At 57.3% G+C, this 25,528-nt stretch carries 28 protein-coding genes and 2 pseudogenes; 23 read left to right on the top strand and 7 right to left on the bottom strand.

Annotation, left to right across the window (positions count from 1 at the left end):
- Positions 1-84 precede the first annotated feature (84 nt).
- From HBO12_RS23725 to HBO12_RS23665, 13 genes and pseudogenes are all read left to right on the top strand, one after another.
- Positions 85-657, top strand: a complete 573-nt coding sequence (locus HBO12_RS23725; protein WP_170043392.1) for a phage baseplate assembly protein V — start codon at positions 85-87, stop codon at positions 655-657.
- Positions 654-998 carry a GPW/gp25 family protein gene (locus HBO12_RS23720; protein ID WP_170043366.1) on the top strand — a complete coding sequence of 115 codons (345 nt, stop codon included), beginning with the start codon at positions 654-656 and terminating at the stop codon, positions 996-998. Before HBO12_RS23725 ends, HBO12_RS23720 begins: the two co-directional genes overlap by 4 nt.
- On the top strand, positions 995-1,906 hold the full coding sequence (locus HBO12_RS23715) for a baseplate J/gp47 family protein (protein WP_170043365.1): 912 nt from the start codon (positions 995-997) through the stop codon (positions 1,904-1,906). Before HBO12_RS23720 ends, HBO12_RS23715 begins: the two co-directional genes overlap by 4 nt.
- A complete protein-coding gene (locus HBO12_RS23710; protein WP_170043364.1) occupies positions 1,906-2,523 on the top strand; it encodes a phage tail protein I in 618 nt (205 codons plus the stop codon). Before HBO12_RS23715 ends, HBO12_RS23710 begins: the two co-directional genes overlap by 1 nt.
- Positions 2,520-4,199, top strand: a complete 1,680-nt coding sequence (locus HBO12_RS23705; RefSeq protein ID WP_170043363.1) for a phage tail protein — start codon at positions 2,520-2,522, stop codon at positions 4,197-4,199. The genes HBO12_RS23710 and HBO12_RS23705 overlap by 4 nt, the downstream gene beginning before the upstream one ends.
- 1 nt (position 4,200) lies before the next feature.
- Positions 4,201-4,806 carry a phage tail protein gene (locus tag HBO12_RS28470; RefSeq protein WP_262377062.1) on the top strand — a complete coding sequence of 202 codons (606 nt, stop codon included), beginning with the start codon at positions 4,201-4,203 and terminating at the stop codon, positions 4,804-4,806.
- Between the two features lie 91 nt (positions 4,807-4,897).
- Positions 4,898-6,073: pseudogene (locus tag HBO12_RS23695) on the top strand (phage tail sheath protein).
- A 57-nt stretch (positions 6,074-6,130) separates the two neighbouring features.
- Positions 6,131-6,646, top strand: a complete 516-nt coding sequence (locus HBO12_RS23690; protein ID WP_029293889.1) for a phage major tail tube protein — start codon at positions 6,131-6,133, stop codon at positions 6,644-6,646.
- A gap of 51 nt (positions 6,647-6,697) precedes the next feature.
- Entirely contained in the window at positions 6,698-7,033 is a 336-nt protein-coding gene (locus HBO12_RS23685) for a phage tail assembly protein (RefSeq protein WP_170043362.1), read from the top strand.
- Positions 7,034-7,041: 8 nt separating this feature from the next.
- Positions 7,042-7,161, top strand: a complete 120-nt coding sequence (locus tag HBO12_RS23680; RefSeq protein WP_029293885.1) for a GpE family phage tail protein — start codon at positions 7,042-7,044, stop codon at positions 7,159-7,161.
- Complete coding sequence (locus tag HBO12_RS23675) at positions 7,151-9,772, top strand: phage tail tape measure protein (RefSeq protein WP_170043361.1); 2,622 nt, start codon at positions 7,151-7,153, stop codon at positions 9,770-9,772. The genes HBO12_RS23680 and HBO12_RS23675 overlap by 11 nt, the downstream gene beginning before the upstream one ends.
- Before the next feature lie 5 nt (positions 9,773-9,777).
- Complete coding sequence (locus tag HBO12_RS23670) at positions 9,778-10,218, top strand: phage tail protein (RefSeq protein WP_169960485.1); 441 nt, start codon at positions 9,778-9,780, stop codon at positions 10,216-10,218.
- On the top strand, positions 10,215-11,474 hold the full coding sequence (locus tag HBO12_RS23665) for a contractile injection system protein, VgrG/Pvc8 family (protein ID WP_170043360.1): 1,260 nt from the start codon (positions 10,215-10,217) through the stop codon (positions 11,472-11,474). Before HBO12_RS23670 ends, HBO12_RS23665 begins: the two co-directional genes overlap by 4 nt.
- A 4-nt stretch (positions 11,475-11,478) precedes the next feature.
- On the opposite strand, the gene HBO12_RS23660 is transcribed toward HBO12_RS23665, so the two are convergent.
- The 4 genes and pseudogenes from HBO12_RS23660 to HBO12_RS28460 all read right to left on the bottom strand — a co-directional run.
- The gene (locus HBO12_RS23660; protein WP_170043359.1) at positions 11,479-12,684 is read right to left on the bottom strand and encodes a hypothetical protein; all 1,206 of its coding nucleotides are present in this window, start codon (positions 12,682-12,684) and stop codon (positions 11,479-11,481) included.
- A gap of 2 nt (positions 12,685-12,686) precedes the next feature.
- A complete protein-coding gene (locus HBO12_RS23655) occupies positions 12,687-13,877 on the bottom strand; it encodes a nucleoid-associated protein (protein ID WP_170043358.1) in 1,191 nt (396 codons plus the stop codon).
- A gap of 202 nt (positions 13,878-14,079) precedes the next feature.
- Entirely contained in the window at positions 14,080-14,286 is a 207-nt protein-coding gene (locus HBO12_RS28465; protein ID WP_262377067.1) for a hypothetical protein, read from the bottom strand.
- Positions 14,287-14,292: 6 nt separating this feature from the next.
- A pseudogene (locus tag HBO12_RS28460) lies at positions 14,293-14,487 on the bottom strand (helix-turn-helix domain-containing protein); the annotation flags it as partial.
- Positions 14,488-14,588: 101 nt separating this feature from the next.
- Here HBO12_RS28460 and HBO12_RS23645 point away from each other — a divergent pair.
- The 8 genes from HBO12_RS23645 to HBO12_RS23610 all read left to right on the top strand — a co-directional run bounded on the left by HBO12_RS23645 (position 14,589) and on the right by HBO12_RS23610 (position 20,300).
- On the top strand, positions 14,589-14,837 hold the full coding sequence (locus tag HBO12_RS23645; RefSeq protein WP_170043390.1) for a helix-turn-helix domain-containing protein: 249 nt from the start codon (positions 14,589-14,591) through the stop codon (positions 14,835-14,837).
- 40 nt (positions 14,838-14,877) lie between these two features.
- Entirely contained in the window at positions 14,878-15,351 is a 474-nt protein-coding gene (locus HBO12_RS23640) for a YmfL family putative regulatory protein (RefSeq protein WP_170043356.1), read from the top strand.
- On the top strand, positions 15,348-15,650 hold the full coding sequence (locus tag HBO12_RS23635; RefSeq protein ID WP_170043355.1) for an ogr/Delta-like zinc finger family protein: 303 nt from the start codon (positions 15,348-15,350) through the stop codon (positions 15,648-15,650). Before HBO12_RS23640 ends, HBO12_RS23635 begins: the two co-directional genes overlap by 4 nt.
- A complete protein-coding gene (locus tag HBO12_RS23630) occupies positions 15,647-16,018 on the top strand; it encodes a hypothetical protein (RefSeq protein ID WP_170043354.1) in 372 nt (123 codons plus the stop codon). Before HBO12_RS23635 ends, HBO12_RS23630 begins: the two co-directional genes overlap by 4 nt.
- Positions 16,019-16,090: 72 nt before the next feature.
- Positions 16,091-16,333 carry a hypothetical protein gene (locus HBO12_RS23625; protein WP_058410890.1) on the top strand — a complete coding sequence of 81 codons (243 nt, stop codon included), beginning with the start codon at positions 16,091-16,093 and terminating at the stop codon, positions 16,331-16,333.
- Positions 16,334-16,344: 11 nt separating this feature from the next.
- The gene (locus HBO12_RS23620) at positions 16,345-19,143 is read left to right on the top strand and encodes a toprim domain-containing protein (protein ID WP_170043389.1); all 2,799 of its coding nucleotides are present in this window, start codon (positions 16,345-16,347) and stop codon (positions 19,141-19,143) included.
- A 61-nt stretch (positions 19,144-19,204) separates the two neighbouring features.
- Positions 19,205-19,516 (top strand): hypothetical protein, encoded by a 312-nt coding sequence (locus HBO12_RS23615; RefSeq protein WP_170043353.1) that lies wholly within the window; start codon positions 19,205-19,207, stop codon positions 19,514-19,516.
- Between the two features lie 508 nt (positions 19,517-20,024).
- Positions 20,025-20,300, top strand: coding sequence for a pyocin activator PrtN family protein (locus HBO12_RS23610; RefSeq protein WP_154906830.1), 276 nt, complete (start codon positions 20,025-20,027; stop codon positions 20,298-20,300).
- On the opposite strand, the gene HBO12_RS23605 is transcribed toward HBO12_RS23610, so the two are convergent.
- Entirely contained in the window at positions 20,275-21,426 is a 1,152-nt protein-coding gene (locus HBO12_RS23605; RefSeq protein ID WP_154906829.1) for a site-specific integrase, read from the bottom strand. The two genes, HBO12_RS23610 and HBO12_RS23605, sit on opposite strands and share 26 nt — an antisense overlap.
- A 103-nt stretch (positions 21,427-21,529) precedes the next feature.
- On the opposite strand from HBO12_RS23605, the gene dusA reads away from it, so the two are divergent.
- Positions 21,530-22,540, top strand: a complete 1,011-nt coding sequence (dusA, locus tag HBO12_RS23600; protein ID WP_170043352.1) for a tRNA dihydrouridine(20/20a) synthase DusA — start codon at positions 21,530-21,532, stop codon at positions 22,538-22,540.
- A 242-nt stretch (positions 22,541-22,782) separates the two neighbouring features.
- On the top strand, positions 22,783-23,709 hold the full coding sequence (gene tal / locus HBO12_RS23595; RefSeq protein ID WP_170043351.1) for a transaldolase: 927 nt from the start codon (positions 22,783-22,785) through the stop codon (positions 23,707-23,709).
- Positions 23,710-23,840: 131 nt separating this feature from the next.
- Here the strand turns inward: tal and rssC are convergent, their stop codons facing one another.
- Both rssC and rssB read right to left on the bottom strand, forming a co-directional pair.
- The gene (gene rssC, locus HBO12_RS23590; RefSeq protein ID WP_029293846.1) at positions 23,841-24,323 is read right to left on the bottom strand and encodes an anti-sigma factor antagonist RssC; all 483 of its coding nucleotides are present in this window, start codon (positions 24,321-24,323) and stop codon (positions 23,841-23,843) included.
- Complete coding sequence (gene rssB / locus HBO12_RS23585) at positions 24,323-25,504, bottom strand: two-component system response regulator RssB (RefSeq protein ID WP_032863287.1); 1,182 nt, start codon at positions 25,502-25,504, stop codon at positions 24,323-24,325. Before rssB ends, rssC begins: the two co-directional genes overlap by 1 nt.
- Positions 25,505-25,528: the final 24 nt, after the last annotated feature.

The following is a 25,528-nucleotide window of genomic DNA, read 5'->3' as shown; positions in this document are numbered from 1 at the left end:
ACAACTGCACTCTCTGTTTGTAACGTTCGCTCCTACAAACACAAACAGCTGCACATGTTCGCGCGAGCAATCACCATCGGCGCCATGAACAATTTCGCCGCCCTCTCCCGTATGCTCGAAAACCTCATCCGCCTCGGCGTCATCGCCGAAGTCCAGATGGTGCCCCCGCGCGTGAAAGTAAAGACCGGCGAATTGACCACCGCCTGGCTGCCCTGGCTGGCCCTGCGTGCGGGGGCCGACCGGGAGTGGGACCCGCCCACCGTCGACGAACAGGTCATCCTGATCAGCCCGTCCGGCCAACTCGCCAATGGCGTCGTCATCACCGGCCTACCCAGCGATCACATCCCCGCCAACGGCAACCGCGCCGGCCTGCACCGTCGCACCTACGCCGATGGCGCAGTGATCGAGTACGACAGCGTCGCCCACCACCTCAACGCCACCCTGCCCGATAGCGGCACCACTAACTTGGTCAGCAAGGGCGGCATCAACATCATCGGCCCCATCAATCACCAGGGCGACTACAACCAAACCGGCAACCAAAACGTGGTCGGCCTCGTAACCGTCTCCGAAGACGTGGTGGCGGCCGGCATCAGCCTGGTGAACCACCCGCACGGCGGCGTCACGCCAGGCAGCGGCAAGACGGGAAAACCAGAATGAACCGAGAAACCGGCGGCGCCATCGGCGATCTGGACCTCATCAGCCAGGCGATTACCGACATCCTCACCACCCGCATCGGCACCCGCGTCATGCGCCGCGAATACGGCAGCCTGCTGCCCGAGCTGGTGGACCATCCCTTCAACGATGCCACCCGCCTGCGCGTGTACGCGGCAGCAGTCATGGCATTGATGCGCTGGGAACCGCGTATCAGCCTGAACCGGGTGCAGTTCCTCGGCGCCAATCTGCAAGGCCAATCGGTGCTGGACCTGGACTGCACCCTGGTGGACACCAATGAGCCGTTGAGCATGAGCCTGCCGCTGCAACTGGGGGCCAGTGTATGAACACGTTCGCCGCCATCGACCTGAGCCTGTTGCCCGCGCCGCAGATCGTCGAGCAGATCGACTACGAGCAGATCCTTGCCGAGCGCAAGGCCTACGCCATCAGCCTGTGGCCGCTCGAGGAACAGCCAAAAATCGCCGCACGCCTTGAGCTGGAGTCGGAGCCGCTGACCAAGCTGCTGCAAGAGAACGCTTACCGCGAGACGATCTGGCGCCAACGGGTCAACGAAGCATCAACCGCCAATATGCTGGCCTTTGCCAAGGGCTCCGACCTGGAAAACTTGGCCTCCAACTTCAACGTCAAGCGCCTGGTTATTCAGGAAGGCAATGCATCAGCATCCCCGCCCGTGGCGCGGGTCATGGAAGATGACGACAGCCTGCGCGAACGCACGCAGATGGCCTGGGAAGGCCTCAGCACCGCAGGCCCGCGCAACAGCTACATCTTCCACGCCCGCGCAGCTGACGGCCGGGTTGCCGATGCCACAGCGGAAAGCCCTTCCCCGGCCGTGGTCGTGGTGACGGTCCAGGGCATGCTGGCCGATGGTAGCGCGGAGCCTGGGTTGCTGGCCGTGGTGGACGCCTACCTCAGCGATGATGATCGCCGGCCTGTCGCCGACCGCCTGACCGTCCAGGCCGCACAGATCCTGCGTTATCCGATCAAAGCCAAAATCTATTTGAAAACCAGCGGCCCGGAAACTGAGCCAGCGCGGACCGCTGCCGAGCAACGCTTAAAGAACTACGTCCACCAGCGTCGGCGCCTGGGCATGGAAGTCTCAGAATCAGCGATCCACGCCGCGCTGCACGTCGAGGGCGTGCGCAAGGTCGTGCTTGAAGGCTGGACCGACATCATCGCCACGCCTTACCAGGCGCCGTTCTGCACCGATATTCAATTGTCGGTTGGGGTGGAGTAATGGGCGCCCAGCACCTGCTACCCAGCAACTCGATGCAGTTGGAGCGTGACGCGGCCGTGGCACTGGCGCAGATCCAGCGGGTGCCTATTCCGATCCGTCTGCTGTGGAACCCTGACCTGTGCCCCCTCGCGGTATTGCCATACCTGGCTTGGTCGTTTTCGGTCGACCGCTGGGACAGCAACTGGTCGGAGTCCACCAAGCGCGCGGCGATCCGGGCCGCGTACTACCTGCATTCGCACAAGGGCACCATTGGTGCGTTGCGCCGAGTGGTCGAGCCCCTGGGCTATCTGATCGAGATTATTGAGTGGTGGCAGGACGTGCCGGTTGGCATACCGGGCACCTTCAAACTCAAGGTCGGCGTGCTGGAAACCGGTATCACCGAAGAGATGTATCAGGAACTGACCTTCCTGATCGATGACGCCAAACCCCGTAGCCGCCACCTCACCGGCCTGGCCATCAGCCTGGAAACCACCGGCAGTTTCTATATCGGCGCCTGCGTCAACGAAGGCGATGAACTCAGCGTTTACCCACCGACCCAACGCGACATCGAAGTCAGCGGCTATCTGCGCCTGGGCGGTCGCGAACATCACATTGATACGATGGACATCCTCCCATGATCGACCAGAACAGCCAGTTTCAAGCCATTCTTACGGCCATCGGCGAGGCCAAGCAGGCAAACGCGGATGCCCTGGGCGTCCCCTGGACGTTCGCGCAGATGGGTGTGGGTGATGCCAACGGCACCGACCCGTTCCCCGACCGCCTTCAAACCAAGCTGATCAACGAGTGGCGCCGTGCACCGCTCAACCAGCTCAAGCCAGACCCGAAAAACGCCGGCATCATCATTGCCGAGCAGGTCATCCCGGAAAATGTCGGCGGTTTTTGGATTCGGGAAATTGGCCTGTACGACACGGACGGCGATCTGGTGGCCGTCGCTAACTGCGCGCCAACTTTCAAGCCGCTGCTGACTCAAGGGTCCGGTCGAACGCAGATTATTCGAATGAATCTGATCGTTTCCAGCCTGGCCAACATCGTGCTGAAGATTGATCCGTCAGTAGTCCTGGCAAGTCGGGATTATGTGGATCGTTCGATTGGTGACGTGCTGCCGGCGGATAAAACGCCCGGTACTTATCACCGAGTTACGATCAATGCGCGGGGCATTGTGGTGTCGGGCAGCAATCCAACCACGCTTGACGGATTCGGCATTAAAAACGCTTACACCAAAGACCAGACCGATAGCCTGCTCGATCAGCGGGTTGCCGCAGACAGCATACTGGCGGCAGGTGTGGTGAATGGAGACCCAGGCGCGCCATATTTCAGGTTCAAGAAACCTGATGGCTCTGTGGGTCATATCATCAACCTGTCATTGTCATCTCATGGTCACACCTTCGATAGCTTGAGTGACAAGCCAACAACACGAGATGGCTATAACCTCCGCGATGTTTTTACAAAGACCGAAACACGAGCCGGTTTTGTTGCAGCCGGTTCGGAAAACCGCATTGCTCTTTCCTGGGCTGCGGAGGGGTTAAAAGCCGCTGTTGATGTTACTGACCTCGGTGCGTTATGGCTGACGTCGAACTTCAATCCTGACACGAAGGCAGACAAGTCCAATACCTACACCATTGGGCAAACAGATGTTCGTTTATCGCAGCGAGTTGTCAGCGATTGGATATCTCACGCAGGGTTGATTTCGGATAACCCGGACCTTCCTTACTTCATGCAGACTTCGACCGGCGCTATTTTGCAGCTTGCTCGCCGGGTGCATCGTCACGCATTTTCCGATCTGGATGGGCTTCCGCCTACAGCTGTTGGGCATGGGATCTACGACGTCTACTCCGTATCTCAGTCAGATGTAAAGTTCAATCAAAAGCTGACCCGCGATGCGATTAGCGTGGCTGGATTATGGGGCGGCGACATCAACCTTCCGTACTTCCGGAGGGCTTTTGATGAACAGCCGGTTTACTTCATCACCCAAACCACCCTGCCGAAAAACACCTGCCAGAAGGGTATTCCAGGCTGGTGGAAATGCGCCGATACCGGCCTGCTACGTCAGCGGGTCTCCATCTATATCGGTGATGTCTCAACGGCATGGGCGGGTGCGGTTACATGGCCTGTTGCCTTTGCAGAGCAAGCTGATTCAGTGAAGCTTTCGTTTCTCCATACCAATGGTTCGCCGGCAACCGTCTCATGTGCGTATGCCGACCTGACCCGCACAGGGTGCAATTTGCGCGTAGATGAATGGGGGTTAAATCCGCAGTACGGGCTGACACTTATCGTAGAAGCGGAGGGTTATTAAGATGAGCGCGTATTTTCACTCAAAAAGTGTCGGGTTCTATACCGATGAGGTTCACGGCCCCCGGACTATCTTGGTAGTTGATCCCAAGTGGAAGCAGCCAGAAATCCAGATTACTGATCCCGATTGGGTTCCTGGTGACGATGATAAAGACGCAGAGCCCCCGCTGATTAGCGCCCCCGACCCTGACGCGGTTCCGCCCCTAATTGAAGTGCCGAACCCCAAATGCTCGCTGCCTCCGAAGGCCGAACTGCGGGACCTGCCCCAGGACAAGTACCTGGCGCTCCTAGTCGCACAGTCCCAAGGTAAAGTCATTCAAGCCAATTCAAAGGGAGAGCCTGTTGCTGTTGCTCCACCTCCGCCCAGTGACGCAGAGCTTGAACGGCGCGAGCGTATTTGGCGCGACTCAGCGCTGGCAAACACTGACGGTTTGGTTGTGCGCCATCGTGACGAGTTAGAGCTTCAACAGGCTACAACGCTTACAACTGAACAGTATCAGCAGTTGCAGCGTTATCGCTTGGACCTGCGAGCCTGGCCCGTCGCGGAACATTTTCCAGACAGACAATTCCGGCCAGTAATACCAGATTGGGTCTCTGCCAAGAACTTGTAAGCGTTGCGACTACAAGCCCGCGCGCTCGCCCAATCGGCGCGCGCGCGGCAGCCTGTGTACTGTCATTCCATCACAGCGCAGGCAACCACCCATGGCCGGTTCAGACTATCTCCACGGCGTGCGGGTCATCGAACTCAACGACGGCACCCGCCCCATTCGCACCATCTCCACCGCAGTCATCGGCCTGGTTTGCACGGCTGAAGATGCAGATCCCCTGATGTTTCCGCTGGATACCCCGGTACTGCTGACCAATGTGCAAAGCGCCATTGCCAAAGCCGGCGTCAAAGGCACCCTGGCATCCAGCCTGCAAGCCATCGCCGACCAGACCAAGCCCTACACCATCGTGGTGCGGGTCAAGGAAGGTGCCGACGAAGCCGCCACCACCAGCGCCCTGATCGGTACCACCACCGCCGATGGCAAGTAGACAGGCATGAAAGCCTTGCTCGCTGCCAAAGCCCGTGTGGGCATGACGCCGCGCATTCTCGGCGTGCCAGGCCTCGACAGCCAGCCGGTAGCCACCGCCCTGGTATCGATTGCCAAGGACCTGCGCGCCTTCGCTTACGTCAGTGCTTGGGACTGCAAAACCAAGGAAGAAGTGGTCGCCTACCGCGAAAGCTTCGGCGCCCGTGAAGTGATGGTGATCTGGCCGGAGCTCCAGAACTGGAGCACCGTCACCAATGCAACCGTTACCGCCTCGGCAGTGGCGCGCGCCCTGGGCCTGCGGGCCAAGATCGATCAGGAAATCGGCTGGCACAAAACTATCTCCAACGTCGCCGTCAATGGCGTGACCGGCATCAGCGCCGACGTGTTCTGGGATCTGCAAAACCCGGCCACCGATGCCAACTACCTCAACAGCAACGAAGTCACCACGCTGATCAACGAGGGCGGCTTCCGCTTCTGGGGCAGCCGTACGTGCAGCGACGATCCGCTGTTCGCCTTCGAAAACTACACCCGTACCGCGCAGATCCTTGCCGACACCATGGCCGAGGCGCACATGTGGGCGGTCGACAAACCCATGCACGCCTCACTGGTGCGGGACATCATCGAGGGCGTTAACGCCAAGTTCCGCGAATGGATTGCCCAGGGCTACCTAATCGGCGGCAGTTGCTGGTACCCCGAAGACATTAACGACAAGGACACCCTCAAGGCCGGCAAGCTGACCCTGGACTACGACTACACCCCAGTGCCGCCCCTGGAAGACCTCACGCTTCGCCAGCGCATCACCGACCGCTACCTGATGCAGTTCGCCAGCCAGATCAACAGCTAAACCGGGCCTCCCCGCGAGGGGAGTTAACCCTGTGCCATACCCCCGGAGAACACCGCCATGGCTCTGCCCCACAAGCTCAAAAACCTCATGTTGTTCAACGACGCCAACATCTACCGTGGCTTGGTTAAGTCCGTCACCCTGCCCGCCCTCGGCCGCAAGATGGAAGCGTATCGCGGCGGCGGTATGAATGGCCCGGTCAAGGCAGACCTGGGCTTTTCCGATGACGGCATCCAGTTGGAATGGAAAACCGGTGGCCTCGATCTGATCAGCCTCAAACAGTTCGGCGCAGTCAACGCCTCGGGTGTGGCACTGCGCTTTTCCGGCGCCTATGAGCAGGACGACACAGGCGAAGTCAGCGCCGTGGAAATCGTGGTGCGCGGCCGTCACGAAACCATCGAAATGGGCGACGCCCAGCCAGGCGAAGACACCGAGCATTCCATCACCACCACCTGCACCTACTACAAGCTGACGGTCGATAACGAAGAAATCATCGAAATCGACCTGCTCAACTTCATTGAGAAGGTCGGTGGCAAGGACATGCTGGAGAAACAGCGCAAGGCCATCGGGCTCTGATCCCGGCCCTCGATCGATAACCCCACACGTTCATCACCAGGAGCTTTTCCAATGAAACCAGCAGCCACCGAACAACCCGACGTCCAGCCACTGGCCGACGAAAACACCGTCGTCCTCGACTCCCCGATCCGTCGTGGCGTCACCACCATCGACCGCATCACCCTGCGCAAACCCAGCTCAGGCGAGCTGCGCGGTGTGAGCCTGGTAGACCTACTGCAAATGGACGTCGCGACCCTGATCAAAGTCGTGCCGCGCATCAGCAGCCCAACCCTCACCGCGATTGAGGTCTCTGGCATGGACCCGGCCGATCTACTCGCCCTCAGCAGCAAGATCAGCGGTTTTTTGTTGCAGAAGTCGGCGAAGACGGATGCATCCCTCGTTGCGTAGAGGACGCCATGGCCGATCTGGCCGTGGTTTTTCACTGGGCACCGGCTGATATGGATCAGTTGGGCCTGCAAGACCTGATGGACTGGCGCGAGCGTGCCAGGGTGCGGAGTTCCACCGATGGCAAATGATCTGAAACTTCAGGTGCTGCTCAGTGCCATCGACAAAGCCACCCGCCCGCTGAAGCAAATCAACAACGGCAGCCTGGAGACCGCCCGCGCGCTCAAGGCTGCCCGCGACCGCCTGAAGGAACTCAACGCCCAGCAGAAAGACGTCACCGCCTGGCGGTCGCAGCGTGCAGCTGTCGAGCAGACCAACGAGGCGTTGAATGCTGCGCAGGCCAAAGTCAAAACCCTCAGCCAGCAGTTTGCCGCGACCGGCGTGCCGACCAGGGCAATGGCGAAGGATTTTCGAACGGCCGTGCGCGAGGCCCATCGGCTGAAACAGCAGCACCAACAGCAGAGCGAGCAGCTCCAGGGGCTGCGCTCACGACTGTATGACGCGGGTATCAGCACCAAGAACCTGGGCACACACGAACGCCAGCTGCGCGAGCAAATCAGCGCCACCAACGCCAGCATCAGCGCGCAGGGTAAGCGAATGGCCGAGCTGACCGCCCAGCACAAGCGCGCAGCGACGGCCCGTAGTGCGTATGACAAGGGGCAGCAGTTCGCCGGCAGCGCGGCTGTCGCAGGTGGTGCCAGCCTGGGTATGGCCTACGCGGCCAGCCGCCCTGTCATCGGCGTGGTCAAGGAATACGTCGACTTTGAAAGCGCCATGATGGGCGTTGCCAAACAGGTCGATGGCGCGCGCGACGACAACGGCAAACTCACCAGCACCTACTACGAGTTTGCAGACGCTATCAAAGCGGCCAGCAACGAAATGCCCATCGCCACGACCGAATTTGCGGCCTTAGTCGAGGCCCAGGCGCGCGCCGGTATCCAGGGCAAAGAAAACTTGCTGACCATGGCAAAGGTCTCGGCCACTGCCGCCGTTGCCTTTGACCTTCCCGCTGAGCAGGTCGGCGAAGACATGGGCCGGATCGCCGGCTTGTACAAAGTGCCGATCAAGAACATCGCCGAGCTGGGTGACGCGCTCAACTACCTGGACGACAACACCCGCTCCAAGGGTGGCGACATCATTGAGACGTTGACTCGCATGAGTGACGTGGCCGACAAGCTCGACTACCGCAAGGCTGCGGCTCTGGGCAGTACATTCCTGTCGTTGGGCGCGGCACCCGAAGTCGCCGCCAGCGCCTCCCGGGCGATGGTGCGCGAGCTGGCTATCGCGAACATGCAGAGCAAGACATTCCGTGAAGGCATGAAAATGGTGAACATGGACCTGAATGAGGTCCAGGGCGGCATGACCACCGATGCCATGGGCACGATGATGGCGGTACTTGAACGCATCAAAACGATAGACCCCAAGCAACGGACCGAAGTAGCCACGCGAATTTTCGGTAAAGAGTACGGCAAGGACGCCGCCAAGCTGGTCAACAACCTGGATGAACTGCGCCGCCAGCTCAAACTGGTCGATGACACAGCCGCCAATGGCTCCATGCAAAAAGAAATGGATATCCGTGCTGATGCTATCGAAGGCCGTTGGCAGGTGTTACAGAACAAGCTGTTCAACACCAAAAGCGGTGCAGGTGAGACCATGCGAGCCACCATGCTCGACGTCATGGACGCGCTCGGCGGCGTGCTGGACAAAGTCAACGGATGGGTCAAGGCAAACCCCGTCCTCACCGCATCCCTGCTCAAAATCGTCGCCAGCGTGGCTGTATTGTCCGCCGTGTTCGGCGGTCTCGCCCTTACTCTCGCGGGCATTCTCGGGCCGTTCCTGATGCTGCGTTTCGGCCTGGCAATGTTCGGTATCAAACTGCCAGGCATCATCGGCATCTTCAAAGTTTTTGGCACAGTCCTGCGCACGCTGGGCGGCATTCTGATAGGCCCACTTGTGACCGCCCTGCGCACCGTCGGCATCGCGCTGTGGGGGCTTTCGGCCAACCCGATTGTCCTGGTCATCGCCGCCGTGGTCGCCGCCCTGGCCGCAGGCGCCTACCTGATCTACACCAACTGGGACGCAGTGAAGAACTACTTCGCCAACGCCTGGACGGAGATCAAAGCCGGCTTCAGCGGTGGGGTCGTCGGCATCATCAACACCTTGGCCAACTTCAGCCCCATCGGCCTGATTTATCAGGCCTTCGCCGGGGTGCTGAGTTACCTGGGCGTGGATCTGCCCAGCCGTTTTACCGAGTTCGGCAACATGATCGTCAATGGCCTGGTCAACGGGCTACTGGCCGGACTGGGCAGCGTCAAAACTGCCATCAGCTCAATCGGCGACGCCAGCATCGGTTGGTTCAAGGAAAAGCTCGGCATTCACAGCCCGTCACGGGTGTTCGCCGAGTTGGGTGGGTTCACCATGGCAGGCCTGACCAAAGGCCTGGAGGGCGCCCAGAAAGGCCCCCTCGACGCCCTGAGTAGCATGGGCAAGCAACTCACAGCGGCCGGCACGCTGGCCCTGAGCGCCACCGCCCTGCCGGCGCTGGCCGTAGATGACCGCCCGCCCATCAGCAGTTCACCAGCAGCGACCACGTACGACAGCCACGACGTGTATCAAATCACCCTGCCAGCGTCGCCGAGCATGGACCTGCAGAGACTGGAAAAGAGCCTGCGCGCCATGCTCAACAAGATCGAAAACGAAAAAAAGGCGCGTCAGCGCAGCAAACTTTCTGACCGGGAATAATCACCATGATGTGTGCCCTCGGCATGTTCGTGTTCAGCCTCTCCACGGCCGCTTACCAGGAGCTGCAGCGCCAAACTGATTGGCGCCACGCCAGCAACAACCGCGTCGGCGCGGCTCCTGCACGGCAGTTCGTGGGCCGTGGGGACGACTCCATCACCCTCCCCGGCATTATTTTCCCGGAGCTGGCCGGCAGCGCCCTCAGCCTGGACGCCCTGCGCCTGATGGCAAACACCGGCAAAGCCTGGCCCATGGTTGAAGGCAGCGGCCGGATCTACGGCCTGTGGGTGATCGAGAGCCTCAGCGAAACCAAAACCATATTCTTCAGCAATGGCACTCCACGGCGCATTGAGTTCACCCTGAACCTCAAACGCACCGACGATGACCGTATTGATCTGCTCGGCGCTGCCACCAATATCGGCGTCAACATTCTGCGGGGGCTGCTGTGATTGATGCCGCGCTGTCCAAGGTCACCGGCTACCTCAAGGACACTGCCCAGCGCTTCATCCGCGACGCGGCCTACCCGGTACCGGCATTCCGCCTGTCCGTGGACGGCCTCGATATCGCCCGGAAGATCAGCCCGCGGTTGATGAGCCTGGAACTGACCGACAACCGCGGCGTCGAGGCCGATCAACTCACCATCACCCTCAGCGACCACGACGGCCTGCTGACCATCCCGCCCAAGGGCGCAGTGCTGCGGCTGTGGCTGGGTTGGAGTGATACAGGCCTCGTGGACAAAGGCACCTACACCGTCGACGAAACGGAGCACAGCGGCGCGCCGGACGTGCTGAGCATTCGCGCCCGCTCGGCGGATCTACGCAAGGGCCTGAAGACCAAACGCGAACGCAGCTGGAGCAACACCACCCTCGGCGAAGTCCTGGGCGATATCGCCATGGGCAACAACCTCACCGCTACCATTGCCGGTGCCCTGGACGGGTTGCCCATCCTGCAACTGGACCAGGCCAACGAATCCGACGCCAACCTGATCAGCCGCCTGGGCGAAGAATTCGACACGGTGGCCAGCGTCAAAGCCGGCTGCCTGCTGTGCCTGCCGGCCGGAGGCGGCAAGACCGCCAGCGGTCTGGATTTGCCCCACATAACCCTGACCCGCACCGACGGCGACCAGCACCGCTACCTGCAAGCCGACCGCGATAGCTACGACGGCGTACGCGCCTATTACTACGACGTCAACAGTGCCAAGAAACAGGAAGCCATTGCCGGCGGCGGCGACAACCTCAAAGACCTGCGCCACACCTACAGCGACCAGCAGTCAGCCCTGCGCGCTGCGCGGGCCGAATTCAGGCGCCTGCAACGCGGCAGCGCCACCCTGAGTTACACACTCGCCATGGGCCGGCCGGATCTGATACCCGAGCTCACCTATACGCTCCAGGGCGTGAAGGCGGAAATCGACGAGATCATCTGGTATGGCGGGGATGTACAACACAGCCTCACTGCTGACGGCGGTTATACCGTGAGCCTGGAACTTGAGAGTAAGTTGCCCGAGGACAATGTTGAGGATCTGGCAGAGGAAAACGCAGGGGATTACACCGGGATCATCGCCTACTACCGGGATGAGAAAAGCGGGAAGGAAAAAACTATAACTGCGGGGGATCAGGCAAAGCCGAGGCGGTTACGATGGCTATATGCAAGTGCCAAGACCGCTAAACGGGCAGTGGAGAGAGAGTGGGCAAAGTTTACACAGTAATTTCTTACTCGAACAAAAAACAAATCAAGTCTGGCATCCATCGATAGGAAAGCATGCCTATCATTACTAGAGTAGGAATAACCGCCAACACAAAAAATGCTTGAAGTGTGACCTTCAAAAAACACCTCTGCGACTTAATTTCTTTTTTGCTTTTATTTAACAATCGCTGCAAATTTCCAGGATATGTACTCAATCGCTTATCAAACAAGTCAAACGTAATATTTAAACTATTATCCAAACGTTGAACATTCAAATGCTGATTCCATAAAACTCCGCAAAAAATCAATGTAACCATCAAAACTCCCACAGCAATCGAAAAAATCTCAATGGGATCCACAGCCTTATTAAGAAGAACGAGAGCCCCAAATGATAACGGCAAGGCCAACATCTTACCAGCCATATCACTCAACACACCACTCAACTTGGCTCCATATTCCAACTCTGCCTTTGCCAACTCCGCTCTTACTTTATCAAAAGAAAAACCATGAACATAAGCCTGTAGATTTTGCCAGTATTTACGCAACACATCTTCCCAATGCATTAGAACAAAAGGAAATGCTTGGTCGTCTCCCGCAGACTCTATAACATCAGCAATAGCGGAGTTAAAGATCAGCTTACGTTCCTCCAGATGCATCTTGTGTTCATCTTGAGAAGATGCCAACGCCTTTACCAGACTGACATGCCGCAGCTTCACATCTAAAATTGTTTCATCGACTTCTGTTTTCAAAACAAAGGTTTTTGGCTTTCGATTATCGTCAGCAGGTAGAGCAAAAAAAATATTCTCATATGAGTCGGAAGACTTACGATCCACCACAGCCACTAAACCACAAAGCCCATCGATCAGATCACAACAAAGCTTAATAGTTTTGTGCTTGGGGTGTTCAACGCCATCCGTCGTAGACCAATTTTCATCAACTATATAAAAGTCTTCTGGCAGTTTCCCTTTACCCAACGTAGGAGTAGCTTTAATAAAGCTTCTAAAAGTTGAATGAAACCTCCCAAAATCCGAGGTCGGCAAATCGAATTCTATATCTATATTACCTTCAGACTCATCTGCATCTATCAGCCTTCCATATTTTTCAGCTAATTTCCTGCACTTATCAACACACTCCCTAATTTCTTCAGTGCAAACGCCACTATAGATAATTCTATCATCATCTATTAATGGCCGGCCTAACAGCCTATATAATTGCACCACAACGGAAAACACTTTTATTTAACCTCATCTGCAGCAAGAGCCGCCTCAATAGCACGACACATTTTTTCTGAAGGATCTGAAAGAATTATCTGCCTAGCCTCACCATTATAACAAACTTTACTATTAGGAGTCCTTCCTAAAGATCCTTTTTCAAACTGCAGTGCCCAGTGGCGCCCAGAGTCACCTTTGATTCTTATACGCTGATTAAGCGCAACCTGGTTAACAGCAAATTCCTCTGGCACTTGATTGACTTCATCATTCAAGAAATCTTTGAGTTCTGCAACGTAGGCCGTTAATTCGGCTTGTTCAGGCTGTATGCAGGAAGTAGCTGCAGCATGTATTCCTTCAAGAGTTGCATGGTGCCCATCTTCAATCTTCTGCTGCAGGTATCGAACTACATTTTCGCGCGCTAAAACCTTAAGATGCTTAATCGGCTCTCGGCTTTTAAAAAACGACTCCACCATATCCATGGCATTTCTAGTCGCCCTTGCGGAGGCGACCCCCTTTTCACAACCTAGAGCCTCCACGAAATATCCAGAAGCCTCACTGCCCTTCCCTTTACTAATGAAACATAAATAAGTTTTTTCTTTCTCCATTTCAATTTCTGCTAATTGCTCCTCATCCAAATCCGCAACCTCAGCCACCGGATTCAAGAATTCAGACAGCCTGGATAAATTTATTCTAGCCGCCTGTTGAATTTTTGACATATCAATATCAGTCGTTTCTTCAGGAATATAATCGGCATTGAGCTTCAGCCCATCACGCTGCTTGATACTAGTAACAAGAAGAAATGGCACATTATCATTTAAATACTGCGCGAACAGAATATACCCGCCTGTAGATAGGGCTTCAGCCAAGGATTTCCCTATAAGCTCATCAAGGGCAATGTGAGTTAGATGCTCAAACTTATCAGCATTCGAATCAACTATGTAGGACGCCACTTCTGGAGGAAAAGCACCTTGCCTCCCGACCTCCGAAAATTGCCCCCACACGACATTATTACCTGTCTTCCCTAGCACTCCATGGATACTAGAAACAAGCTTTACCACACTCGGCTTTGCCACATCAAAAAGCGGCTTCTTCACTATCTTAGCCGGATCCACATTAGTCGCATGCTTCTCTTTATCGAAACTATGTATAACTGCATACTTCAATTCAAATGCCATATAACTCCCCAATAAATCAAAACTTAAATCAGTTTCCATTCGAACATAATATTTACCTTCCCCAAAAACCGAGCGCGCACACGCACTCACACTTTCGAGATTTTTTAAGGAAGTTTTATAACCATCAGCATATCCTTATGATTTTTCGAAGGGACAGAAAATCACCATTTTCTTTTTTGCTTAATTGGTGAGTCGTGATCCGATACTTCCCTGTCTAGGATCCGTTCTTAATGGGTACAGATTATGCTGGCCGTTTGGTATCGGCAAGGGCTTCAGTCAAATCCTTGAGGCGCTGCTCGACATCCATTAAGCGTTTCTTTTCTTCAGCAGCGCTTTGTATCTCCCGCTTACCGGCCTCTCCAAGCGAGCGGAACAGCTCAAGGATGGCCTCCTCCTGCTGATTTGCAGCCTGCGCATCAGATGTCCCAGCTGACACACCCAGAAACATAGAGCCCTCTCCTGTCAGCAGCCAATCCAGACTTATACCCAAATGAGTGCGAATGGCAGCCATCGCCTTTGCATTGGGCTCGCGTTCGCCCAGAAGGTAGTTCTGAAGCGTTCTGTAAGGGATCCCCACTACCTCTGAGGCCTCCTTTATAGACATTCCTCTGTCGTCTATTACGCTGCGCAAACGCGTCGCTATACTCATTTTTTCATATATTCCGATTTACGCACCCGTTTTGGTGCGTATACTGCGAACAAACAGGTACATCTTAACCAACTAGGAACACTCGAACCATGAGCCAAGCGATGGAGAAGCGCCAGATCCAGGCACGACTGATCGAACGCGGCAGTAACTTCCGTCAGTTCGCCCTCAGCCATGGCTACGAGGTGAGGACGGTCACCCAGGTGGTTCAGCGCTGGGCCGGCCACGAAACCCTGCCGCGCGGGCGGCTGACATTCCAGATCCTGCGGGACTTGTCTCGGGTGATTGGCAAAGAGGTATTGCCTGGGATCCTGGCGGAAGGCACCGAGCAGACCGCAGCACAGGCTGTATGAAACAACTGTAGGGGCGATGACTCCAGGGGGATACCAGAAGATGAAACGCCCAGTTCTAGCGACCAAGCGGCAAGTCATGAGCGCTGTCATCAACGACTACGAAGGTGGCCGGGAATGCGCAGCGGCACGCCTCGGGTACGAACTCAAAAAGTTCGATAACCACATCTATGAAAACGCCGGCAGCCGACCTTTGAGCGATGAGCAAATACACCTGTTAGAGCAGGACATGGGCACGACCTACCTGCCTGAATACATAGCCGCTATGTACGGGGGCATGTTTGTGCCCCTGGCCAAGCCTGAAACACTCGATAACGTCGACCTCTACGGCCGCTCGGTGCGGGCCGCAGCCAAGCGTGGCGTGGTCGACCAGATCATCGCCAAAGCATTGGACGACGGGGTCATCGAACGGGATGAGGCAGAAGCCATCCTGCGCGCTCACAGCCATTACATGGCAGCTCGCCACTCCGAAGTTCTGGCAACGATCCTGCTGCACAGCCGAGGGCAGAAGCATTGAGCACATACAAGCTGGTTTGTCCTTCCTGCTACGGCCCGCTGCGCATTCGAACGTCTGAGGGGCAAACGCCATGTTTCCGATCCTTGTACTACCAATGCATGAACGTCGTGTGCGGGGCAACGTTTACCGGTAGCCAGACCATAGATTTTCAGCTCAGTCCGTCGGGTGTTGAGCGACCGCTGACCATAGTCCCAATCGCCCCGTACATGGCTCGTCAAAAGGCGATACGCGACAGCCGTGCCGATACCAACCAACCCGATTTGCTGGACCAACTGGACGTGGAGACTGCATCCGTATGAACGCCATAAACTTGACCGCCAACCCCACCAGTGACTACCGCGTAGCGATGCAGCAAGCAGCTGTAGCCTATCTGTACCGCCACCGCTCCCAACACTTGGCCGGTGACACCCAACTGCTGGACAACTGCGCCCGTTACCTGACGCTGTCATTGGAAGTGCCGCCGCACCTGGTGCAACGCATTGCGGAATTAGCCGTGGCCGAGTTCGAAAGTATGACGTGCAACCGCATTGCCTGGCTCGGCATCTACCCCAGCAGCGGTCCATTCCGGCCGGTCATTTGGCTGCTGGACACCTGCACCCAACAGCGACGCCCTGTGTCAGCACGATTGCTTCCCACGCATCTGCTGAATCACAACCTCCCTCAATAACACCCAACCTCCCCTCTTCTGTATGCCCGCACCGCGTGGGTAAGGGGAAACTGCAACTTACTGGTGGCCGAAATGAGCAAAATCACCATAAAACTGGAGCTGGACGAACAGCAGGCGCAGCACTACCTGTTGTGGCTGACCAGTCAGTACGAAGTCACCATGGCTGATATTTGGTACTCCGACCGCTACCGGAATGTGCCAAGCGGCCAGCGGGCGCCGAAGGTGCTTGAGGACTTGCCTTACCTGGCCGGCATCTGCAAGACACGCACCGAGCTGAAAAAGCAGCTCGTCCCCACCATGGGGAATGCGCAGTGAATCGCAAGCCCATGGAGCACCAGATCCGCGCCGATGTGATTCAGCGCCTGGAATCTGACTACGGCCTTCAACACATGAAGGGCACGCATTACATGCGCAAGGGCACTTGCCCGCAGTGCAACCAGAAACGCCTGTTTTCTCGCCATGACGAACCTTGGTTCATTCGCTGTGGCCGCGAGAAAAACTGCCGGTACATGGCTCCTACTAAAGAGCTGTATCCAGACCTGTTCGACGACTGGAGCAAGCGGGCTCCTGCTACCCGGGACGAGCCAGCCGCCAGTGCCAAGGCGTACCTGTCTTTTGCCCGAGGCTTTCGCACTGAACTGATTGAGGGTTGGTATACCCAGGAAAGCTACTTTGACCGGGATCTGGAAATCGGCTCTGCAACCGTCCGTTTTCCCCTGGAGCACGGCGGGTACTGGGAGCGCCTGATTGACCAGCCTTCGCGCTTCGGCAAGAAAAAGGCCCGCTTCCAACCCCTCAAGAGCTACAGGGGGCACTGGTGGTGCCCGCCTTGCCTGGATCTGCTTGAAGTGAAAGAACTGTGGATCGTTGAAGGCATCTTCGACGCCATCGCGCTCATTCATAACGGTCTATCAGCAGTTGCAGCCCTGTCTTCAAATGCCTTTCCAGAGGAGTCACTGAAGGCGCTGATCACCTCTCGCGGCGGTAAAACACCTAAGTTGATCTGGGCTCTGGACAACGAGCCAGGCGCTCACAAGTACACACAGATGTGGGTCAAACGTGCCCGCGAACTTGGTTTCACCTGCGAAGCCGCGCAGATCCCGCAGCCGGACGCACGCAAGGTCGACTGGAATGACCTGCATCAGCGCTGGGCATTCATTGACGACGAAACAGCACGCGCAGAACGCATCAAAAAAGACCTGAGGGAAGCCAGGCACCAGGGCGATCTGCTCATTGCTGACAACGCCAGCGACAAGGCGATGCTCATGTATCACTGGCGTGAGCGGGAGGAGTTTCACTTCTGTTTCGACTCCCGTTTGTACTGGTGGAAATTGGACATGGCGAAATTCAACACCGCCAAGCAGACGTTCGACAAAACCGATAAGCAGGAAGAGCAAGTGCTTAACGAAAGGCAAATCCGGGACAAAGCCTTGCAGATGGCCGGCTGCGTCGTCGAAATCGCCAACTGCTACCCCAAGGCCCTCTATTTCCAGCGCAACGAGATTACCGACGAGTCCTGGTACTTCTTCCGCGTCGACTTCCCCCACGACGGCGGCTCCGTGAAAAACACCTTCACCGGCGGCCAGGTCGCTGCCGCAAGCGAATTCAAAAAAAGACTTCTCGGCATGGGTGCCGGAGCCGTGTTCACCGGCAGTGGACAGCAATTGGACAAACTCATGAAAGATCAGCTTTTTGGGATCAAGACCGTCCAGACCATCGACTACGTGGGCTACAGCAAGGAATACCGCTGCTACGTGTTCAACGACGTAGCCATCCGCGAAGGCCAGGTCATCAACATCAACGAAGAAGAATTCTTCGAAATGGGCAAGCTCAAGCTCAAAACCCTGCAAAAGGGGGTCAAGATCGATCTGGAAAAAGACAGCAAAAAATACGACCCGCAGTGGCTTGGCCTTCTCTGGCAGTGCTTCGGCGCCCAGGGCGTCGTGGCGCTGACCTTCTGGTTTGGCTCCCTGTTCGCCGAGCAGATCCGTGGCCGCTACCAGTCGTTTCCGTTCCTTGAAGCCACGGGCGAGGCCGGCGCCGGCAAGACCACTTTGCTCACACTGCTCTGGAAACTCGCGGGCCGTGATGGTTACGAAGGGTTCGACCCGTCCAAATCCACCAAGGCCGGCCGCAGCCGCTTGATGGGCCAGGTGTCCGGCATGCCCATCGTGTTGCTGGAGTCAGACCGCAGCGGCGACGACAAGGCCCACGCCAAAACCTTCGAATGGGACGAGCTCAAGGACTACTTCGGCGGCGGCACCCTGGCAACCAAGGGTGTTAAAACCGCAGGTAACGAAACCTACGAACCACCGTTTCGCGGCACCATTGCCATCAGCCAAAACGCCCCGGTGGTGGCTTCTGAGGCGATCATGACGCGGATCGTCAAACTGCACTTTGTACGACCGAACGTGACGCCTGAAAGCCGTGCGGCAGCGGATCACCTCAATGCACTGGACGGTTCGACACTCAGCAACTTTGTTTTGCAGGCCGTGCGCAAAGAGCTGGAAGTAATGGAGCTTTTCGGACAGCGGGTACCGGGCTATGAGGCAAAGCTGCGCAACCTGCACTCCCATTGTTTCGCTTGTGATACCCGATTCAAGGACGAACACAGCGACTGTAACCACTGCGGCAACAAGCTGCGTGGCTACATCCGCGTGGAGCGGATCAACAAAAACCACGCCCAAATGCTCGCCCTGCTGGACTGCCTATGCATGGTGGTGCCGCTAACCGACGCCCAGGTCGAGCACACCCGCTCGCAGATCATCCGCATGGCAATCGAGCGCCAGGCCTCGATCAGCTCCGACCACCCGGTGGTGGCTGAATTCTGGGAAGTTTACGAATACCTGGAAGGCCTCGACGCCGAAGGCCCGGTGGTCAACCACAGCAAAAAAGACCACGTCATCGCCATCAACCTAAACGACTTCGTGAAATGTGCGGCAGAGAACCGGCAAAAAATCGCCGACGTCGGTGAGCTGCGCGAACGCCTGAAGGACTCCCGCTCCCGCAAGCTGCTGGACGTCAACAAGGCGACCGACAGCGCTGTACGCGCATACCAATCCACCAAAACCAACGCCGTCGTCACGAAACAACCCATCGTGAAGTGCTGGCACTTCCAGGCCTGACACCTCACCGGTTTACCCGCCAGGCGCTGCAACGTCTGCCACCACCCAAAGGAGAAGCACCATGCATGTACAAGTCATCACCGGGGAAGGCCAAGAGGGGGAAACCAACCGACTCCGGCATCTGAAAGAGCTGAAGGACTGGTTTAACAAGTCGGGGAAAACTGTTCACGCAGAAGCCTACGACCCAGCCGGCCTGGTCGCGATCCTGGAGGTTCGTGCGGTAAGCGATAAAGAAATCCTGGTGCTGGAGTGCAGCCGGGAACAGATCCAGGCAGTTCTGGAGTGGCAATCCGAGACAGATGACGTTGTCGAGTTTGAAAACCTGCTCCTGCACCTGGTGCGCAAGCAAAACCCAATCGGCGAAAGCCAGTAAGAAGGTGGTGCCGAGGGGCTGCAACCCCTCGACACCGACCACCCAAAGGAGAAGCACCATGCAAGTGAATCAACCCAAAGGCGGCACCGTAGAGGCTACCACAGCTCCACTCGCTGTCGGCGACAAGGTCAGTTCCGTCGCATTGAGCGGTGGCGGCCGGGAATACCGTCTCAGCGCACGTACAGGCGTAATCGTAGGGATCGTTGGAAATGTTGCCACCTTGGGTGCTGCGCAGGAGGTCGCTCTATGACCGTCCTTCTCCTGCTATACCTGTGCGCAGACGCAACCCGCACAGATTGCCAGGTACTTCCCGCTCAACTCTGGCAAGGACCTGATGCATACGAGCTATGCATTGCTACGGTGCCTGGCCTCACACAAGCCCTGACCGCTCCAAACCGCGAGCGGCACCGATTTGTGTGTGAAATTCAAGCAGATGGCGAGCAAAACGCCGGGCATCACGCTAAGCCGACATTCATTCATCGAACGTTTCGGATGTGAGGGAATACCCATGAAAACAGCCTTCATCCTGATGGCTCAATATGATGGCCAGGCAGTTATCTCACTGGAACTGGTTTGCAGAGACTATTTCACACACCTGACACCGGACATGTTCCAGCGCAAGGTCATGAGTGGTCAGATCAAGCTGCCAATTACCCGCCTAGAGCCGAGCCAGAAGTCTGCCAAGGGCGTCCACATCACAGATCTGGCCGTCTACCTCGACCTACAGCGCGCCGCCGCGGTTAAAGAGCACAACCAACTCAACGGGTTAAAACCCGCCGTTTGAGCCACTTCATTGATGCGGCGCCCAGCTGGACGGGCGCCCTTAATATCTTTTCATGCCACTCCCAGCCCACATATCGGTCACCTTTGCCACGCAGGTGGGTGTACCGCCGCATAGAGTTCCAATCCCTGTGCCCGGAAACACTCGCCACACGCGGGATATCCCAGTCCATTTCAAACAGGCGGCTCACACCTTCATGGCGAAGGTCATGGAAGTGCAGGTCTGCGATTTCCAGGAACTTGCAGGCCTTCGCCCAGGATGTCGAGATAGATTCGGGGCTGTAGGGGAATATGTCGTCGCCAGCCCTTGGCATTGTCTGGAGGATCTGCCACGCCTCGTCCGGCAGGAAGCACCAAACATCGTTGCCGATCTTCTGGCCGGGGTTCTTCATGTCGCGCACCAGCACCCTCTGACCAGGCTCGTCGACATCCGCCCAGCGAATACGGGTTATTTCATCCAGCCGGCGCGTGGAGAAAAGGGCAAACCCCACGACCTTCAACATATTGATGGCGGTCGGGCGCCTGGCCTGCATGGCCTGGTAGTGCGTAAGCACCTTTCCCAACTCGTCCAAGGTCGGCCGGCGGGCACGCTCCCGGCTTTTCAGGTTGTAGCCCAGCTTGCGCAGCACCCGCCTGGCACCGCCCATGGCGAGGGGATCGACCTGGTAGCCCCAGGCATCTCTGGCAATCGCCAGAACAGCGCCGAGATGCGCCAGGTCGTTGCCGGCGGTTTGTGGCTGAACCCCGCCACCCTCTTGGCTCATTCGCCAGAGAGCGAAGTCGACCAGGCATTGGGTGGTGACGTCGGTATCGTTGAGCTTGCCGATATCCATCTTGCCGATGGCTTCCAATGTGGCCTTCTTGGTTTTGCCTAGAGGCCGGGCCTTTTCCACTTCCAGCAGGTACTGCTTGATCATTTCTTTAACGGTGACACCCTTCCGGCTCGCCCGTTCGATCGCACCAGGCTGGTCCAGCTCCGATTCGCGCTTGCGCGTCCACGCCTGGGCTGCCTGTTTCCGGGCGAAGGTCTGGCTCTCTTGGTAGACTTGCACTCCGTCGCGCTTGATGCGGATCTGAGCCGTGTAGCTCACAGTCCCATCCGCCAGTTTTCTTGCCCTGATAGTCGCCATATCGAAAGTGGTACGCGTCAATTTTGAGGTGGTACATCGTACCACCGAGCCCTGAAAAACGCCTGAAAACGCCCTAAAACATGCCAAGAACACGTTGAGTAAAATGCTAGATAAACAGAGCTTTAGCCCAGCAGAATCAAGCCCCGCACTGTCTCGGCGCTTTAGCGTTGCACCTATGATGGATTGGACCGACCGCCACTGCCGCTTTTTCCTACGTCTCCTCTCCAAGCACGCCCTGCTTTACACCGAAATGGTCACCACCGGCGCCATCCTCCGCGGTGACCACGAACGCTTCCTGCGTCACAACGAGGCCGAGCACCCACTGGCGTTGCAACTGGGCGGCAGTGTTCCAGCCGATTTGGCTGCCTGTGCCCGCATGGCCGAGGATGCAGGCTACGACGAAGTGAACCTGAACGTCGGCTGCCCCAGCGACCGGGTGCAGAACAATATGATCGGCGCGTGCCTGATGGGGCACCCCGCTCTGGTGGCGGACTGTGTAAAGGCGATGCGTGATGCGGTGTCGATTCCGGTGACGGTCAAGCACCGTATCGGGATTAATGGCCGGGATAGTTATGCCCAGTTGTGTGATTTCGTCGGGCAGGTGAAAGACGCGGGTTGCACCAGTTTTACCGTGCATGCGCGGATTGCGATTCTGGAGGGGTTGTCGCCCAAGGAGAATCGGGACATTCCGCCGTTGCGTTATGACGTAGCGGCGCAATTGAAGCGGGATTTTGCCGAGTTGGAGATTATTCTCAATGGCGGGATCAAGACGCTGGAGCAATGCGAAGAGCATTTGCAGGTGTTTGATGGGGTAATGCTGGGGCGTGAGGCTTATCACAATCCGTATTTGCTGGCAGAAGTGGATCAGCGGCTGTTTGACAGTACGGCGCCGGCGATCAGTCGGGCCGAGGCGTTGGCGAAGTTGCGGCCTTATATCGCCGAGCACTTGGCCACCGGTGGGGCGATGCATCACATTACGCGGCATGTGTTGGGGTTGGGCACCGGATTTGCGGGGGCGCGCAGGTTTCGGCAGTTGTTGTCAGTGGATATTCATAAGGCCAGCGATCCGTTGGCGTTGTTGGATCAGGCTGGGGCGTTGCTGGAGGGCCACTGACGGAGCGGGTCAGTCGGTTTATTGGACGACTGGTCCAGCGCTATCGCGGGCCAGCCCCACATTTTGATCGCGGTGCAGGCGGAACCTGATGGCGATTCTGCCCTCCTATCTAGCAGCACGGCCGGTCATTCAAACGGCTGTTTTCAGGTTGTTGCCCTCGCAAACGATCGAACGCATTTGCGCCCTTGAGCGGCTAGCAACCCTCGGGTAATGTCATCAGACCCATAGGACAGAGCACGCCCATGACTTCCAAGCTGGAACAACTCAAGCAATTCACCACTGTAGTTGCCGACACCGGCGATTTTGAAGCTATCGCTCGCGTCAAGCCACAGGATGCCACCACCAACCCTTCCCTTTTGCTCAAGGCTGCGTCAATTCCAGGCTACGCCAAGTTGCTGGATGCCTGCGTGCAGGATTGCAACGGTGATGTGGGCCTGGCCAGTGACCGCTTTGCGGTGGCTGTGGGCCAGGAGATCCTGAAAGTGGTGCCAGGACGCATTTCCACCGAGGTGGATGCGCGCCTGTCGTTCGACACTGACGCGGTACTCAAGCGTGCGCATCGTCTGATCGACCTGTACGAAAAGGCAGGTATTGGCCGCGACCGCGTGCTGATCAAGATCGCGTCCACCTGGGAAGGCATTCGTGCCGCCGAGCAACTGGAAAAGGAAGGCATCCAGACCAACCTGACCCTGTTGTTCTCATTCGCCCAGGCCGTGGCCTGCGCGGAAGCCGGGGTGTTCCTGATTTCACCGTTTGTCGGTCGTATCTACGACTGGTACAAAAAGGCCAACGGCAACGACTACATCGGCGCCGATGATCCAGGCGTGCAGTCGGTCACCCGCATCTACAACTACTACAAGGCCAATGGCTACAAGACTGTGGTGATGGGCGCGAGCTTCCGCAACCTGAGCCAGATCGAGGAGTTGGCCGGTTGCGACCGCCTGACCATCAGCCCGGACTTGCTGGAGAAGTTGGCGGCCGACACTGGCAAGCTCGAGCGCAAGTTGGCGCCAGGCCACGCCGGCGAACCTCGCGTGCATATGACCGAGGCGCAGTTCCGTTGGGAGTCCAACGAAGATGCGATGGCCACTGAGAAGCTGGCTGAGGGGATTCGTCAGTTTGCCCGGGATCAGGAGAAGCTGGAGGCGTTGTTGAGCGCCAAGCTGTAAAAAGCGAGCGCGGCAAAAAGGGCGGCATCTTTGGGATGCCGCCCTTTTTTGTACCCGCTCAATATGGGTGGTTGGGCTGGCGCTATCGCAGGCAAGCCAGCTCCTACATCTTGGCCTTCTCAACAGTGAGATCAGTGACGCTCCAGGGCGTTGACCAGGTCGTGAAACGCCTCGCGGTTGGATTCGTTCAGGCCCATCAGGATCTTGTGCGCTTCCAGCACTTTGAGCCGCACCACTTCCTCGGACTGGTCCTGGGAAGGCAAGTCGGTCAGGCATTCCGGACAGGGGATCGGGCGATCGACGATGTTGAACACCTGGTCGAAACCCATCGACTGCAACAGCCGGGTGATGTCTTCGTGTGTGGTGACGACGGTCGGCAGCAGTCCAACCTTCTGCCGCGACAGAATGGACAACTTGGCCAACAGCCCAAGGGTGGTGCTATCGATGCTGCGGGTTTCGGTCAGATCGATCACGATCGCCGAGAAATTCAAGGCTGTGAAAATCCGCTCAATCGTTGCATCCAGCGCCGAACACAAGGTCAGGCGCACTTCACCGACAAACTTCAGGACGAAGGTCCCGTCTTGCTCGGCGAATTGGATTCTTCCGGTACTCATCAAAGATTCCTGCTCAACACCAATAGGGCGATATCATCCGGCATCTCCCCTAGCGTGGCCAATCCAAAAACCTGCCGCAGGCCATCCAGGCTGCCGCCCGCCGACCTTACCCGTTGGGGCAAGGCGGCTTCTTTCTCTTTGAGTGTAGGCTCTGGAAGAAGGTCCAGGATGCCATCGGACATCAGCGTCAGGCTGAAGGCCGGTGGCAGTTCCAGGATGTGATCTTCATAGGTGGCTTCGTTGAACAAACCCACCGGCAGACCACGCCCTTCCAGATAACGCACACTGTCTGGAGTGTATAAAACCGGCAATGGCAGGTGACCGCCAATGCTGTAGGTCAAAAGACCCGTTTCTTCATCAATCACGCCGCCCACCATCGTCACGTGCTTGCCCAGCTTGCAGCTGATCAGGCCCCGGTTGATGTGGCCCAGCACTTGCGAGGGAGTGAACTCCGGCAAAGTGCCGTTGCGCTTGGATTCGAACAACAGCCGTGTGGTCATGAACTTCAACAACACAGTTACGAATGCAGAAGATGCGCCGTGCCCGGAGACATCGGCCAGGTAGAACGCGACACGGCGCTCATCAACGCGAAAATAGTCGACAAAATCACCCGACAAATACAATGAAGGGATGATCTGGTGAGCAAATTGGAACTCGTCGATGCTCCACGGGCTGACCGGCAGCATGTTCATCTGCACCTGGCGACCGGCGTTCTGGTCTTCCTGGAGCAGGTTGAGGCTGGCTTCGAGTTCACGGTTGGCGGTTTCGAGCTTTTCGCGGTAGCGCTGGTTTTCCAGCAGCAGGCGGGCACGGTCCAGTGCACGGCGCACCGAGTGTTCCAGGACGGCCAGGTCTTCCAGGGGCTTGATCAGGTAATCGGCGGCGCCCAGGCGCAAGGCTTCCACGGCGTCGTTCATCACTCCGGCACCCGACACGACAATGACCGGCGTCTGCGGGGCAAGCTCGGTCACCTGGCGGATCAGCTCAAGGCCGCCCATCTGGGGCATGCGCAGGTCGCAGATCACCAGGTCGGGCTGGTCGCGCTCGAACACCTGGAGACCCTGAAGACCATTGCCGGCCTGCAGGACGCTGAAGCCACTGTCTTCCAAATAGGCCGCGAGGCTCGCGCGCACTACTTCGTCGTCATCGATTATCAGCAGCGTGGCACTGGTTTTTTGCATGTGGGCAAACGGCGCCAGAATTAG

Source organism: Pseudomonas sp. WS 5059 (assembly GCF_012985525.1).
Taxonomy (GTDB): Bacteria; Pseudomonadota; Gammaproteobacteria; order Pseudomonadales; family Pseudomonadaceae; genus Aquipseudomonas.
This window is presented reverse-complemented; position numbering and strand designations above follow the sequence as displayed.

Excerpts from the sequence above, each read along its gene's own strand:
- HBO12_RS23725 (WP_170043392.1), top strand. The coding sequence starts at position 85 with ATGAACAATTTCGCCGCCCTCTCCCGTATGCTCGAAAACCTCATCCGC.
- HBO12_RS23720 (WP_170043366.1), top strand. The coding sequence starts at position 654 with ATGAACCGAGAAACCGGCGGCGCCATCGGCGATCTGGACCTCATCAGC.
- HBO12_RS23715 (WP_170043365.1), top strand. The coding sequence starts at position 995 with ATGAACACGTTCGCCGCCATCGACCTGAGCCTGTTGCCCGCGCCGCAG.
- HBO12_RS23710 (WP_170043364.1), top strand. The coding sequence starts at position 1,906 with ATGGGCGCCCAGCACCTGCTACCCAGCAACTCGATGCAGTTGGAGCGT.
- HBO12_RS23705 (WP_170043363.1), top strand. The coding sequence starts at position 2,520 with ATGATCGACCAGAACAGCCAGTTTCAAGCCATTCTTACGGCCATCGGC.
- HBO12_RS28470 (WP_262377062.1), top strand. The coding sequence starts at position 4,201 with ATGAGCGCGTATTTTCACTCAAAAAGTGTCGGGTTCTATACCGATGAG.
- HBO12_RS23690 (WP_029293889.1), top strand. The coding sequence starts at position 6,131 with ATGGCTCTGCCCCACAAGCTCAAAAACCTCATGTTGTTCAACGACGCC.
- HBO12_RS23685 (WP_170043362.1), top strand. The coding sequence starts at position 6,698 with ATGAAACCAGCAGCCACCGAACAACCCGACGTCCAGCCACTGGCCGAC.
- HBO12_RS23680 (WP_029293885.1), top strand. The coding sequence starts at position 7,042 with ATGGCCGATCTGGCCGTGGTTTTTCACTGGGCACCGGCTGATATGGAT.
- HBO12_RS23675 (WP_170043361.1), top strand. The coding sequence starts at position 7,151 with ATGGCAAATGATCTGAAACTTCAGGTGCTGCTCAGTGCCATCGACAAA.
- HBO12_RS23670 (WP_169960485.1), top strand. The coding sequence starts at position 9,778 with ATGATGTGTGCCCTCGGCATGTTCGTGTTCAGCCTCTCCACGGCCGCT.
- HBO12_RS23655 (WP_170043358.1), bottom strand. The coding sequence starts at position 13,877 with ATGGAAACTGATTTAAGTTTTGATTTATTGGGGAGTTATATGGCATTT.
- HBO12_RS28465 (WP_262377067.1), bottom strand. The coding sequence starts at position 14,286 with ATGTTTCTGGGTGTGTCAGCTGGGACATCTGATGCGCAGGCTGCAAAT.
- HBO12_RS23645 (WP_170043390.1), top strand. The coding sequence starts at position 14,589 with ATGGAGAAGCGCCAGATCCAGGCACGACTGATCGAACGCGGCAGTAAC.
- HBO12_RS23640 (WP_170043356.1), top strand. The coding sequence starts at position 14,878 with ATGAAACGCCCAGTTCTAGCGACCAAGCGGCAAGTCATGAGCGCTGTC.
- HBO12_RS23630 (WP_170043354.1), top strand. The coding sequence starts at position 15,647 with ATGAACGCCATAAACTTGACCGCCAACCCCACCAGTGACTACCGCGTA.
- HBO12_RS23625 (WP_058410890.1), top strand. The coding sequence starts at position 16,091 with ATGAGCAAAATCACCATAAAACTGGAGCTGGACGAACAGCAGGCGCAG.
- HBO12_RS23620 (WP_170043389.1), top strand. The coding sequence starts at position 16,345 with ATGGAGCACCAGATCCGCGCCGATGTGATTCAGCGCCTGGAATCTGAC.
- HBO12_RS23615 (WP_170043353.1), top strand. The coding sequence starts at position 19,205 with ATGCATGTACAAGTCATCACCGGGGAAGGCCAAGAGGGGGAAACCAAC.
- HBO12_RS23610 (WP_154906830.1), top strand. The coding sequence starts at position 20,025 with ATGAAAACAGCCTTCATCCTGATGGCTCAATATGATGGCCAGGCAGTT.
- HBO12_RS23605 (WP_154906829.1), bottom strand. The coding sequence starts at position 21,426 with ATGGCGACTATCAGGGCAAGAAAACTGGCGGATGGGACTGTGAGCTAC.
- dusA (WP_170043352.1), top strand. The coding sequence starts at position 21,530 with ATGCTAGATAAACAGAGCTTTAGCCCAGCAGAATCAAGCCCCGCACTG.
- tal (WP_170043351.1), top strand. The coding sequence starts at position 22,783 with ATGACTTCCAAGCTGGAACAACTCAAGCAATTCACCACTGTAGTTGCC.
- rssC (WP_029293846.1), bottom strand. The coding sequence starts at position 24,323 with ATGAGTACCGGAAGAATCCAATTCGCCGAGCAAGACGGGACCTTCGTC.
- rssB (WP_032863287.1), bottom strand. The coding sequence starts at position 25,504 with ATGCAAAAAACCAGTGCCACGCTGCTGATAATCGATGACGACGAAGTA.